This window comes from Streptomyces sp. McG3 (assembly GCF_018619185.1).
Taxonomy (GTDB): Bacteria; Actinomycetota; Actinomycetes; order Streptomycetales; family Streptomycetaceae; genus Streptomyces.
The window spans coordinates 1-12351 of record NZ_JAAXYC010000249.1; the positions used below are offsets into that span (position 1 = coordinate 1).

The 12351-nt window shown below is 70.8% G+C and carries 10 protein-coding genes and 1 pseudogene; 4 read left to right on the forward strand and 7 right to left on the reverse strand.

The genetic code is table 11. The features are described 5' to 3' along the window. Nucleotides 1-32 precede the first annotated feature (32 nt). The 3 genes from HET64_RS29380 to HET64_RS29390 all read left to right on the forward strand — a co-directional run bounded on the left by HET64_RS29380 (nt 33) and on the right by HET64_RS29390 (nt 3679). Nucleotides 33-1799, forward strand: a complete 1767-nt coding sequence (locus HET64_RS29380) for a discoidin domain-containing protein (RefSeq protein ID WP_215110188.1) — start codon at nt 33-35, stop codon at nt 1797-1799. Between the two features lie 146 nt (nt 1800-1945). Then, complete coding sequence (locus HET64_RS29385; RefSeq protein ID WP_215110189.1) at nt 1946-2707, forward strand: isocitrate lyase/phosphoenolpyruvate mutase family protein; 762 nt, start codon at nt 1946-1948, stop codon at nt 2705-2707. 357 nt (nt 2708-3064) lie between these two features. Beyond that, a complete protein-coding gene (locus HET64_RS29390; RefSeq protein WP_215110190.1) occupies nt 3065-3679 on the forward strand; it encodes a DUF6461 domain-containing protein in 615 nt (204 codons plus the stop codon). 276 nt (nt 3680-3955) lie between these two features. On the opposite strand, the gene HET64_RS29395 is transcribed toward HET64_RS29390, so the two are convergent. From HET64_RS29395 to HET64_RS29415, 5 genes are all read right to left on the reverse strand, one after another. Further along, nucleotides 3956-4576 carry a hypothetical protein gene (locus tag HET64_RS29395; RefSeq protein WP_251146045.1) on the reverse strand — a complete coding sequence of 207 codons (621 nt, stop codon included), beginning with the start codon at nt 4574-4576 and terminating at the stop codon, nt 3956-3958. Between the two features lie 166 nt (nt 4577-4742). Next, the gene (locus HET64_RS29400; protein WP_215110195.1) at nt 4743-6101 is read right to left on the reverse strand and encodes a GH1 family beta-glucosidase; all 1359 of its coding nucleotides are present in this window, start codon (nt 6099-6101) and stop codon (nt 4743-4745) included. 50 nt (nt 6102-6151) lie between these two features. Continuing rightward, on the reverse strand, nt 6152-7045 hold the full coding sequence (locus tag HET64_RS29405) for a carbohydrate ABC transporter permease (protein WP_215110191.1): 894 nt from the start codon (nt 7043-7045) through the stop codon (nt 6152-6154). Beyond that, a complete protein-coding gene (locus tag HET64_RS29410) occupies nt 7038-8051 on the reverse strand; it encodes a carbohydrate ABC transporter permease (protein ID WP_215110192.1) in 1014 nt (337 codons plus the stop codon). The genes HET64_RS29405 and HET64_RS29410 overlap by 8 nt, the downstream gene beginning before the upstream one ends. 11 nt (nt 8052-8062) lie before the next feature. Then, nucleotides 8063-9373, reverse strand: coding sequence for an ABC transporter substrate-binding protein (locus HET64_RS29415; RefSeq protein WP_215110193.1), 1311 nt, complete (start codon nt 9371-9373; stop codon nt 8063-8065). Nucleotides 9374-9515: 142 nt separating this feature from the next. Here HET64_RS29415 and HET64_RS29420 point away from each other — a divergent pair, with 142 nt between their 5' ends. Then, nucleotides 9516-10850 carry an ROK family protein gene (locus tag HET64_RS29420; RefSeq protein ID WP_215110194.1) on the forward strand — a complete coding sequence of 445 codons (1335 nt, stop codon included), beginning with the start codon at nt 9516-9518 and terminating at the stop codon, nt 10848-10850. A gap of 99 nt (nt 10851-10949) precedes the next feature. On the opposite strand, the pseudogene HET64_RS40150 reads toward HET64_RS29420, so the two are convergent. Both HET64_RS40150 and HET64_RS29430 read right to left on the reverse strand, forming a co-directional pair. Continuing rightward, a pseudogene (locus HET64_RS40150) lies at nt 10950-11434 on the reverse strand (NUDIX domain-containing protein). A gap of 57 nt (nt 11435-11491) precedes the next feature. Further along, nucleotides 11492-12351 (reverse strand): LacI family DNA-binding transcriptional regulator (locus HET64_RS29430; RefSeq protein ID WP_251146046.1); only part of this gene is annotated, 860 nt, incomplete at its 5' end.

Consider the following 12351-nt stretch of genomic DNA (forward strand, 5'->3'; position numbering starts at 1 on the left):
CACCCGCACTCCCGTGAGGAGCCCCTCCCCCCATGATCACGTCCCGATTCCGACGTCCGGCCCGCGCCCGGGGCCGTACCACCGCTCGCCTCGCCGTCGCCGCGCTCCTGGCCGCCGCGGCGGCAGCCCTTCCGGTGCCCGCCGCGCAGGCCGCCGGCAGCGTGGTGAAGGTGACCGGCTCCCAGGGCGCCTGGCAGCTGACCGTGAACGGTGCCCCGTACACCGTGAAGGGCCTGACCTGGGGTCCGTCCGTCGCGGACGCCGGGCAGTACATGCCCGACGTGAAGTCGATGGGCGTCAACACGATCCGTACGTGGGGCACCGACGCCACCACGAAGCCCCTGCTGGACACCGCGGCGGCGAACGGCATCAAGGTGATCGCCGGGTTCTGGCTGCAACCGGGCGGCGGTCCCGGCAGCGGCGGCTGTGTGAACTACCTGACGGACACCGCGTACAAGAACGACATGCTCGCCGAGTTCCCGAAGTGGGTGGAGACCTACAAGGACCATGAGGGCGTCCTCATGTGGAACGTCGGCAACGAGTCGGTGCTCGGTCTGCAGAACTGCTACAGCGGCACCGAGCTGGAGCAGCAGCGCGACGCCTACACCACGTTCGTCAACGAGGTCGCCAAGAAGATCCACGCGGTCGACCCCGACCACCCGGTCACCTCGACCGACGCGTGGACCGGGGCCTGGCCGTACTACAAGAAGAACGCGCCCGACCTCGACCTGTACGCCGTGAACTCCTACGACGCCGTATGCGACATCAAGGACACCTGGGAGAGCGGCGGCTACGACAAGCCCTACATCGTCACCGAGGGCGGGCCCGCCGGTGAGTGGGAGGTGCCGGACGACGCCAACGGCGTACCGGACGAGCCCAGCGACGTGGCGAAGGCGGAGGGCTACCAGCGGGCCTGGGACTGCGTCGAAGGGCACGAGGGGGTGTCGCTCGGCGCCACGCTGTTCCACTACGGGACCGAGTACGACTTCGGCGGCGTCTGGTTCAACCTGCTCCCCGCGGGCCAGAAGCGGCTTTCCTACTACGCGGTGAAGGAGGCGTTCGGCGCGGACACCTCCGGCGACAACACCCCGCCGGTCATCAGCGGTATGACCGTCGACAACGCCTCCGCCGTCCAGGCGGGCAAGCCGTTCACGTTCCAGGCGTCCGTCTCCGACCCGGACGGTGACCCGCTCACCCATCAGGTGCTGGTCAACTCCAAGTACATCGACAACGGAGGCCAGTTGACGGAAGCGGCCTTCACCGACCGGGGTGACGGCACGTTCGAGGTCACCGCACCGGACAGGCTCGGCGTCTGGAAGGTCTACCTCAAGTCGACCGACGGCAAGGGCAACGTCGGCATCGAGACGAAGTCCTTCAAGGTGGTGCCGCCCCAGGTCGACGGGGTGAACCTGGCCTCCGGGAAGCCCACCGAGGCCTCGTCCTTCCAGCCGGACAGCGTCGGCTGCCCCTGCCCGGCGACCAACGCCGTGGACGGTTCCTTCGACACCCGCTGGGCCAGCGACTGGGCCGACCAGCAGTGGATCCAGGTCGACCTGGGCGCGACCACCTCCTTCGACCACGTCCAGCTGGCCTGGGAGGCGGCCTACGCCAAGGCGTACACGGTCCAGACCTCGGACAACGGGCAGGACTGGAACACCGTCCACACCCAGACGGCGGGCAACGGCGGCATCGATGACATCGAGGTCGCGGGCAACGCCCGCTACGTCCGCGTGAGCACCTCCGAGCGCGGCACCCCGTGGGGCTACTCGCTCTATGAGTTCGGCGTCTACCGGAGCTGATCCGGCGGGGCGAAGAGGCCCTCCGCGCCGTCCCATCCCCGCTGTCGGCGCGGAGGCAGCCCGCGGCGGTCACGGACATCCGTGACCGCCGCGGGCTCGTCGCGTACGCGCCCCGTCGGCACGTCGCGGGGGGTAGCGTGCTCGGCATGGACCTTCGTACCACCGTTGAGCGCGCTCAACGCCTCAAGCAACTGCACGCCGAGCACAGGCCCCTCGTGCTGCCGACCGTCTGGGACGTCTGGTCGGCGCGGACAGCGGCCGACGCCGGGTTCCCCGCGCTGACGGTCGGCAGCCATCCGCTCGCCGATTCACGGGGGGCCGCGGACCAGGAGGGGCAGACCTTCGAGGAGGTGCTCGCCGCCGTCGGGCCGATCATCGCGGCGGTCGACGTCCCCGTCTCCGTGGACCTGGAGGCCGGCTACGGGCAGCAGCCCGCGGATCTCGTCGCCGGTCTCATCGAGGTCGGCGGCGCCGGCCTCAACATCGAGGACACCGTCCACTCGGAGGGCGGACGCGTACGGAGCACGCAGGAGCACGCGGCCTACGTCGCCGGCCTGCGCGCGGCGGCCGACGAGGCGGGAGTCCCGGTCTGGATCAACGGGCGCACCGACCTGTTCCTGCACGCGGAGGACGCCGCCGCGGTTCTCGACGAGGCGATCGAGCGACTGCGGGCCCTGGAGCGGGCGGGCGCCGACAGCGTCTACCCGGTGCGCATCCAGGACAACGACGAACTGCTCGCGGCGGTGACGGCCGCCGTCTCCGTACCGGTGAACTCCACGGCGCATCCGGTCAAGCACGATCTTGAGCGGTTCCGCCGCCTCGGCGTCGGCCGGATCACCTACGGCCCGCTGCTGCAATTCGCGATGACGGACGCGATGAAGGACATGCTCGGGCCGTGGACCCCTTAGACGGCAGGTCTCGACGGGATCCTGTGGAAGCTGTCCACGGGTGCGGCCCGGCGGGACCTGCCGGAACGGTATATCCGGTCGGCGAACCGGTGGTCGACCGACCACCGGTTCGCCGGCCGACTCCTCGACCGGAAGTCATCGAGCCCGGCTGCGTCCGGACGGGCCGGGTGAACGCACGCCCGTGTGTCAAGAACGCGCGTCTGGGCTGCTGAACTGCGGCCCCCTGCGAGCAGTGGGCCGCGCGCCGGGCCGCAACGACGCGGTTCTCGCCTCACCGATCTGAAGGAGAACCGCTGTCCCCAGGCGGCGACCGGGTTACGTTGCCAGGTGAGTTGGCGGGTACGAGGAGGGGCGGACGTGGAGAGCGGATTGCGGTGGATATCGACGGTGTACGAATTGGGTTACACCTTCACCCTGTGCGAAGGCATCGGGCCGCGGGATCTGCTGGTGCGGATGGGCGCGAAGCCGCATCACCTCCACGAGTTGTCCGATGACGCGGTGGCCGAGCTCCAGATGCGGCCGGAGGACGGTCATCTGAGTGACTTGGACTTTCTCGACTGGGAGGACGAGGGCCTGGTGTCGCGTCTGACGGAGGCCGGATTCCTCTCGCATCCGGGGGTACTGGTTCGCGCCGGCGCGGTTCCCGGCTGGGCTTATGCGGTCGAGAGCATCACCAGCCGTGCCCCTGCCCACCTGACGGCGCTGTCGCACGGCACGCGCGCGTACACCGTCTTCCGTGGTGTGAACGGTGAACACCAGGTCGGTTACGCCGTCGACGGCCGGATACTGGCCCACTACGAGCACGGCGTGCGCCATTCGGCAGGCACCGACGAGCAAGGGGTGCCGGGGTTCGCATACCCCGGCGAGGAACGTCCCGACGCTGCCTTTCTCCGCTTCCTCGAAAGTGAGCACGGAGTCCATGTCTCCTGGGAGGACTTCCAGGCTCCGCTTCCCACTGCCGCCTTCGCGTAGGCCGTACGGCCGGCGGGGCGGGGAGGCGACCGATGACCCGATGGACCGTGCTCCGCAGAGCAGAGCAGAGCAGAGCAGTGCGGTCGCCGGGAGCCCCGTGAAGTCGCTCCGCGCGGGCTTGTCGAACGCGACGGTCTCACCGTCGAGCACCGCGGTGCGCCTTTCGGCCGACCGGTCGGAGACCGTCCGATCCTCGTCGGCACGTGCCGCGGCAAGCTCCTTGCGGGACTGGTCGTGGGTCGGCCGGCGGCCGGCTGGTCCCTTCCGTGCTGGATTTCAGCTGCTGAGGTCGAAAACGCCCCACGCGGTGGACGGTTCGGCCTGGACGTAGATCCTGCTGCCTCGGCCGACTACCCGTCGGCGGCCGGCGAAGGAGCCTTCGGTCAGGGTGAGCAGGCCGACGTCCGTCTGCTCGACGGATGTTTCGGTGAGTTCGCCGTGGACGAGTCGGTCCTGCTCCTCGCCGTAGCCACCGTAGAAGGCCACCCGACCACCGTGGACGGCCACTGCCCTGGCGCCTCTTACGCGGTTCTCCCACACCCTCACGGGCCGATCGGTGCGGTCGGGGCGTATCCCGACGAGCGGGAAGTCCGTGTACGGGCACGCCCAGGCGGCGGCGCCCGTCACGTTCAGGGCGTAGCAGTCGAGGAGACCGGGGATGTTGGCGTCGTCCGACGTCCAGGTGGGCAGGCCCGTGGCGCTCCAGCGGCGGATTCCGGCCGGGTTCTCGTCGAAGTGCCCGACCCAGAGCCGGCCGGCCTCGTCCACGAGCAGGTGCTCCATGGCGTCCCCGACGGAGAAGGACGAGGTCTCGCTGCCGAGCGCGTCGAAGACCTGGACCTGGTCGAAGTCCTCGTAGCGGCGGGCGCGAGACGCGGCGGTACGGCGCCCGGTCACCACGCATCTGTGACACGGCGACGCAGTGGTCGAGCCGGCCTGTTGGCCACGTGCGCGCGCCACGGGCCCCATGCGTTCGGCGCGGGGATCGACCAGTAGCACTCGTCCGGCCGCGGCGAGGAGTTCGCCGCGGCCGGAGGGGCCGGCCGGAGCCGGTGGAGGAGGGTCAGACGGCCGCCCGGCCGCGCCGCTCCGCGTGCTTGCGGACCAGCTCCGCGTACCGGCGGCCGCTGCTCTTGACCGTACGGCGCTGGGTCGCGTAGTCCACGTGGACCAGACCGAACCGTTTGTCGTAGCCGTAGGCCCACTCGAAGTTGTCCATCAGCGACCAGGCGAAGTACCCGGCCAGCGGGGCTCCCTTGTCGACCGCGCGGGCGCAGGCGGCGAGGTGCTCCTCCAAGTACCGGACGCGCTCCGGGTCGTGGACCGAGCCGTCCGCCGCGACGACGTCCTCGTACGCCGAGCCGTTCTCCGTGACGTAGATCCGCTGGACGCCGTACTCCTCGGTCAGGCGCAGCAGAAGCTGCTCCAGGCCCTCCGCGTGGACCTCCCAGTCCATGTGGGTGAGCCGGGCGCCGGGGACCGAGACCTGCTTCGCTCGCGGTGCGATCCCGTCCGGGTCGGCGGTGACGATCTGCCGGAAGTAGTAATTCAGCCCCATCCAGTCCAGCGGTGCGGCGATCGTCTCCAGGTCGCCGGGGCGCACCGGGAGCTCGACGCCGTACTCCTCGACCATGTCCTGCGGGTAGCCGCGCCCCAGGATCGGGTCCAGCCACCAGCGGTTGATGTGGCCGTCGGCGCGGCGGGCGGCGGCCACGTCGGCCTCGCTCGCGCTTGCCGGCTCGATCGGGCTGAGGTTGTTGACGATGCCGACCCGGGCGTCCGATGAGGCCGCCCGGATCGCCCGCACGGCCAGGCCGTGGCCCAGGTGCAGGTGGTAGGAGGCCCGCACGGCGGCGGTCAGGTCGGTGAGCCCCGGCGCCATCCGGCCCTCCAGGTGGCCGATCCAGGCCGAGCACAGCGGCTCGTTCAGCGTCGCCCAGTCCTTGACGCGGTCGCCGAGGCGCTCCACCACGTGGGAGGCGTACGCCGCGAAGTGCTCCGAGGTCTCCCGTACGGTCCAGCCGCCCCGGTCCTGGAGCGCCTGCGGCAGGTCCCAGTGGTAGAGGGTGGCGAACGGGGTGACGCCGGCCTCCAGGAGGCCGTCCACGAGCCGGTCGTAGAAGTCCAGACCCGCCTTGTTGACCGGACCGTCGCCGCCGGGCACGACGCGCGGCCAGGCGACCGAGAAGCGGTAGGCGTCCGCGCCGAGCCGCTTGATCAGGCCGATGTCCTCGGGGACCCGGTGGTAGTGGTCGCAGGCCACGTCGCCCGTGTCGCCGTTGTCGATCGTGCCGGGGGTGTGCGAGAACGTGTCCCAGATCGAGGGGGAGCGGCCGTCCTCGGCCACGGCTCCCTCGATCTGGTACGCGGCGGTGGCGACGCCCCAGGTGAAGTCCGCCGGGAAGGCGTTGAGGTCGGACACGTGCTGCCTTTCGGTCGGGGGCGACGGACGGCTCTCGCCGGTGGTGGGGGTCACTTCACGGCTCCCGCGGTGAGACCGGCGACCAGGTAGCGCTGGAGGAGCAGGAACCCGGCGACGATCGGGACGCTGACGACGAGGGACGCGGCCATGACCTGGTTCCAGTACACGTCGTTCTGCGTGGCGTAGCCCTGGAGGCCGACGGAGAGGGTCCGGGTGGCGTCGTTCGTCATGACGGAGGCGAAGAGGACCTCGCCCCAGGCCGTCATGAAGGAGTACACCGACACCGCCACGATTCCCGGGACGGCGGCCGGCACGACGACCTGGAAGAGGGCGCGGACGGGTCCGCAGCCGTCGACCAGGGCCGCTTCGTCGAGGTCCCGGGGGATGGAGTCGAAGTACCCGATCAGCATCCAGATGGAGAACGGCAGCGAGAACGTCAGGTACGTGAGGATGAGCCCGCCGCGCGAGCCGTACAGCGCGACGCCGGTGCTGTTGCCGATGTTGACGAAGATGAGGAACAGCGGGAGCAGGAAGAGAATCCCCGGGAACATCTGCGTGGACAGCACCGTGACGGTGAAGACCCGCTTGCCCCGGAACCGGTAGCGGCTCACCGCGTAGGCGGAGAACACCGCGATGGTCACCGACAGCACCGTCGCCGAGCCCGCCACGATCAGCGAGTTGACGAAGTACTTGGCGAGCGGAACGGTCTCCCAGATGTCGAAGTACGGCTGGATCGTCAGCGTGGACGGGATCCACTGGAACTTCCCCGACACGTCCTGGAGCGGCTTCAGCGAACTGCTGACCATCACGTAGACGGGCAGCAGGACGAAGCCGGCGAGCAGGGTCAGGACGATGCGGCGGGTCCAGAGGAAGGACTGCGGCGCGGCCATCGGCGAGCGGGCCCGCGACCGGGTGCTGCGGGTCGGCCGCGTGAGGCTAGACATCGGCGCCCTTCCTTCCGCGCGAGGTGAGGAACAGGTAGACGGCCGTCACGACCAGCAGGAAGAGCAGCAGCAGGACCGACATCGCGGATCCGGTGCCGAAGTTCCAGGTGACGAACGACGACTGGTAGATGTGGATCGAGATCAGGTCCGCGCTCTCCGGTGCCGATTTCCCGAACAGGACGTACGGGGTGTTGAAGTCGTTGAACGTCCACAGGAAGAGCACGAGGACCAGGACCTGGTTGACCGGGCGCAGCGAGGGCAGCGTGATCCGGCGGATCTGCTGCCAGATGCCGGCGCCGTCGATCGAGGCGGCCTCGTACAGCTCGCGCGGGATGTTCTGGAGCCCGGCCATCAGCATGAGGAAGGCGAACGGCCAGCCCTTCCACACCGAGACGATGATCAGGGTGTAGATGCTGTTGTCGCCGATGAGCCAGAAGGACGGCTCGTCGGTGATGCCGAGCTGGTCGTGCAGGACGTGGTTGATCAGCCCGTTGTCCCGCTGGAACATGAACGCCCAGGTGATGACGGCCGCGTAGACCGGCAGGGCGTACGGGACGAGGAAGATCGCCCGCAGGATGCCCCGGCCCCGGAAGGTCTCCTGGAGGAGGATCGCCGCCGCGGTGCCGAACAGCCAGGCGAACCCGACCGAGAAGAACGTGAAGACGCAGGTGACGAGGAACGAGTGGAGCAGGGCCTCACCGATCGGCGCGTCGAAGTCGACGGCGATGCTGTAGTTGTCGAGGCCCGTCCAGGGCGCCGCGCCCCAGTTGTTGATGAAGAACTGTGTGAGCTGCCGGAAGCTCATCACGATCCCGATGACCATCGGGATGATGTGGATGAGGAGTTCGAGCAGGACGGCGGGCAGGAGCAGGAGGTAGGGCAGTCCGCCTTGGCGGATCCGGTCGGGGATGCGCGGCAGTCTCCTGCGCGCACCCCCGGTGCCCCGGCTCGTACCCTTGCCGGTCGACTTGTCGACCTCGGGGTCCGTGGTGACGGTGGCGGTCATGGATCAGGGCCTCACTGCTGCATCGTCTGCTGGGCCTTTTCCAGGCGCGCCTTGACGGATTCCTCGGTCACGGGGCGTCCGGCCGCGGCGTCCGCCCAGAGTTCCTTGACGGCCGTACCCACGGCCGTCTCGAACTGCGACTCGTTCGGGACCTGGGGGAGCGGGGCGGCGCTGGTGGCGAGGGTGTCGCGCAGGACCTTGAGGTCGGGGGCCCCGAACGCGGCATCGGCCTGTGCGGCCTTGACCGGCGGGATCGAGCCGTAGGTCTTGTTGAGCAGCTTCTGCTCGGCGTCGCTCGTCATGAACTTCACGAACTTCTTCGCGCCGTCGATGTTCTTCGTGTTCTTGAAGACGGCCATGTTGATGCCCGCCACCATGGAGTTGGTCTGCTCGCCCGCACCCGGTACGCCCGAGGGGACCGGCACCGGGGCCGCGCCCCAGTCCTCGGGCTTCATGCCCTGGGCGGCGAACGTGGAGGCCGCGGCCTGCCACAGCACCATGGCCGTCTTGCCCTTGGCGAAGTCGGTGAGCGACTGGTTCTGGGCGTACTCCGCGTTGCCCGGGGCGATGATCTTGTCCTTGGCCATGAAGTCGATGTACTGCTTCACCGCCGCGACCGCACCGTCGGAGGTGAAGGTCGCCTTGCCGTCCTTGTCGAAGAAGTCGGCGCCGTGCTGCTGGCCCAGGACGAAGGTCTGGTGGATGTTGTTGGAGAGGTTGCCGCCCTCGGCTCCCAGCCCCCACTTGCCGTCCTTGGATATCTTCTTGCCGGCCGCGACCAGCTCGTCCCAGGTGGCCGGGGGCTTCTCGACGCCCGCCTCGGCGAACATCTTCTTGTTGTAGTAAAGGGCGTACGCCAGCGAGTACAGCGGCACCGCGGCGGGCGGCTCGCCCTCCTTGCCGGCCGAGGCGACCGCCGAGTCGACGAAGCGGTCCCGGCCGCCGATCGCCTCGAAGTTCTTCTCGTCCCACGGCAGGAGCGCGCCGGTCGCCTGGAGCGAGGCCGACCAGGTGTTGCCGATGTTCAGCACGTCCGGGCCCTGGCCGGAGCTGGTGGCGGCGAGGATCCGGTTCAGCAGGTCGGCCCACGGCACGACCTCCAGCTTCACCTTGATCCCGGTCTCCTTCTCGAACTTCTTCAGCTCGGGAGTGAGGATCTCCTTGTCGGCCTCGATGCTGGGGCCCTGGTTGGACGCCCAGTAGGTGAGGGTCTTCGGCGACTCGTTGCTGCCGCCCGAGGTGGTCCCGCCGCCACAGCCGCTGGCGGCTACGGCGATGGCGAGGGCGAGGGTGACAGTGCTTGCGGCTCTGAGGTGACGCATGTGAGGTGGCCCCTTTCCGGGGATGGCTGCGTTCGGGAACCGAACGGCCTCCATGACTTAATTTATGCCGTGATTTAAGAGGTGAGAGAAGGTCGCGTCAAGGCCTGGGACCGGGGTATGTTCCTGGACGGGAAGGAGCAACATGGCCGAGCGCAACAGACGGACCGTGCGTGACCTGCGAAGGGGCAATCGGGCGAGGGTATTGCAACGGTTGTATTTCGACGGCCCGCTGAGCCGCCAGGAGCTCGGACCGGTCACGGGGCTGAGTTCAGGTTCCATCAGCAACGTCGTTGCGGAACTCTCCGCCGAGGGGCTCCTGGAGGAGGCCGGCGTCGTCGACTCGGACGGCGGCCGCCCCCGTACGCTGCTGCGCGTCGCCCCGGAGGGCGGGCTGCTCGTCGGCATCGACATCGGCGAGACCCGCGTCCGCGTCGAGCTGTTCGACCTCTCCCTGACCGAACTGGCCCGCACCGAAAGGCTGCTGGCCCAGCACGGCTACGACGTCGACCGCATCGTCGCCCACGTCCGCACCGGTGTCGCGGACGTGCTGCGCGACGCGGGCGCCGACCCGCGCCGGCTGCTCGGCATCGGCATAGGGGTCCCCGGCATCATCGAGCGCGACGGACCCGAGGGGCCCGACGGCTCCCGGAGCGCGGTGGTCCACGGCCAGACCATAGGCTGGCGCGCGGTCCCCTTCGAGCAGTTGCTGCGCGAGGCCGTCGACGTGCCGCCCGAGGTGCCGCTGTTCATCGACAACGGCGCCAAGACGCTCGGCCAGGCCGAGATGTGGTTCGGCGGCGGCCGGGGCGCGGGCGCCGCCGCCATCGCCCTCATCGGCTCGGGCGTGGGCGCCTGCGTCGACCACGGCGACATCCTCGACGAGGACCGCATGAGCCTCGCCCTCGAATGGGGCCACACCACCGTCCAGCTGCGCGGCCGCCGGTGCCGCTGCGGCTCCATCGGCTGCCTGGAGGCGTACGCGGGCGCGGAGGCCCTGCGCGAGCGCTGGCGCGAGGCGGGCGGCCCGCTGCCCGAGGACGCCGACGACGAGACGGCGCTGGCGGCCCTGCTCGCCGCCGCCTATCCGGCACGTCGGGGCGTCCTCCCGGACCCGGTGGCCCTCGCGCTGCTCGACGAGACGGCCGAATGCCTCGGCGCGGCCCTCGCCGACCTGATCAACCTCTTCCTGCCCGAGCGGATCCTGATCGGCGGCTGGGCGGGCCTGCTCATCGGCCCCCGCCTGCTGCCCGAGATCCGCCGGTACGCGAACGAGTACGCCCTGCGCCACGCGGCGGCCCGCACCACCATCGAGATGGGCCGCCTCGGCCCGGACGCGGTCACCGTGGGCGCGGCGACGCTCCCGCTCGCCGACTTCCTCACCCGGGGCGGCAGCCGCCCCGGGCCGGGCGACCCCGGCGCGCCGCCCCGTACGGCCGTCCAGGCGGTCCGGGAACGTCACCGCACCCCGGTGGACTGAGCGGGGGATGCCCGCGTGAGGCGTCCGCCGCCCGCGTACCGGCCAAGGCGCCGCCCGGCACACGGGCGGCGTCGCTGCCGCGCCTCGGCGGGCCGTGTCCTACGCGGGGCCGGGGCTCCCGGCGGCGCCGCCGGAGGTGATCCAGCGCGGGTCCACCATGCCCGGCCACGCGCCCTGGGCGTCGGCCAGCGGGTGCTCCGGGGGAAGCCGCGCGAACCGGCAGGCGAACCGCATCCCCGCGTCTCACCCGTCGCCGCGGTCCCGGTGCTCCCACGCCGCCGGCCCGTCCGACGGGGCGGCGAGCAGGAGGAAGGTGATCAGCCGGGGCTGCCCGGTCCCGGGGTGGGGCCGCTCGTCCACCGCGATCCGCCGGACGACGCGGGCCCGGTCAGCCCGGTCTCCTCGGCGACCTCACGCAGGACGGCCCGCTCCGGATCCTCGCCCGGCGCGACGCCGCCCGCAGGAACCTGGGTGCCGGCCTCGGGAAGGCCCGCATGGTCGAACACCAGCAGGGCGGGGGAGGGGTGACGCCGGATCACCTGGGCGGCGACCCGGAGGCGGGGCCCGGTCGGGGGTGAGGTCATGGGGGCATCCTCGCCCATGTCCGCGCACCCCGCTCACCGTGCCCGGGGCCGCACCCGTCAGGCCGAGCCCCGCACCACCAGCTCCGGTTCGAAGATCACGGAGGTCACCGGACCGTCCGGCCGGGCCAGCCGGTCCAGCAGGAGGCGCGTCATCTCGGCGGCCATGCCCTCCACCGGCTGGCGGACCGTGGTCAGCGGCGGGCGGCAGGCCAGGGCCGCGCTGCTGTCGTCGAAGCCCACCACCGCCACGTCCCCCGGAATCGAGCGGCCGTGCTCCCGCAGGACGTGGCAGGCCCCCAGGGCCATCAGGTCGTTGGCGGCGAAGACCCCGTCCAGGTCCGGATGTTCCGCCAGCAGCCGCTCCATCGCCGTCTCGCCGCTCTCCTGGGTGAACCGGCCCTCGACGACGGGGATGTACGGGTGTCCGTGGCGTGCCATGGTGTCCCGGAAACCCGTCAGGCGGGCGTGGCCCGCCGGCACGTCCAGTGGGCCGCTGATCGTCGCGATCCGGCGGCAGCCCCGGTCCAGGAGGTGTTCGGCCGCCAGCCGCGCGCCGTCCTGGTGCGCGAGGTCGACATAGCTGACCGGGACCGGCCGCGCCGGGCGTGCGTACAGGACAGCCGCCAGGCCGGCGTCCGCGATCAGCCCGGGCAGCGGATCCTCGGCGTGCGTCGAGACGACCAGGGCCCCGTCCGCGCTGCCCTGTCTCAGGTACGCCACCACCTCCTCGCGGGCCCGTGAGCTCTCCGCGAACATCAGCACCGGGTGCATCCCGCGCGGACGCAGGTAGTCGACCACGCCCGTCACCACCCGGCCGAAGAACGGGTCGGCGAACACCTGCGCGGTGAACGAGCCCGAACTCCCGCCGCTGTCCTCGTCCTTCCCGGCGGCCCGGCCCCCGGCCCGGGCTCCGGACC

Coding starts and splice junctions, on each gene's coding strand:
- HET64_RS29380 (WP_215110188.1), top strand. CDS start 33: ATGATCACGTCCCGATTCCGACGTCCGGCCCGCGCCCGGGGCCGTACC.
- HET64_RS29385 (WP_215110189.1), top strand. CDS start 1,946: ATGGACCTTCGTACCACCGTTGAGCGCGCTCAACGCCTCAAGCAACTG.
- HET64_RS29405 (WP_215110191.1), bottom strand. CDS start 7,045: ATGTCTAGCCTCACGCGGCCGACCCGCAGCACCCGGTCGCGGGCCCGC.
- HET64_RS29410 (WP_215110192.1), bottom strand. CDS start 8,051: ATGACCGCCACCGTCACCACGGACCCCGAGGTCGACAAGTCGACCGGC.
- HET64_RS29415 (WP_215110193.1), bottom strand. CDS start 9,373: ATGCGTCACCTCAGAGCCGCAAGCACTGTCACCCTCGCCCTCGCCATC.
- HET64_RS29420 (WP_215110194.1), top strand. CDS start 9,516: ATGGCCGAGCGCAACAGACGGACCGTGCGTGACCTGCGAAGGGGCAAT.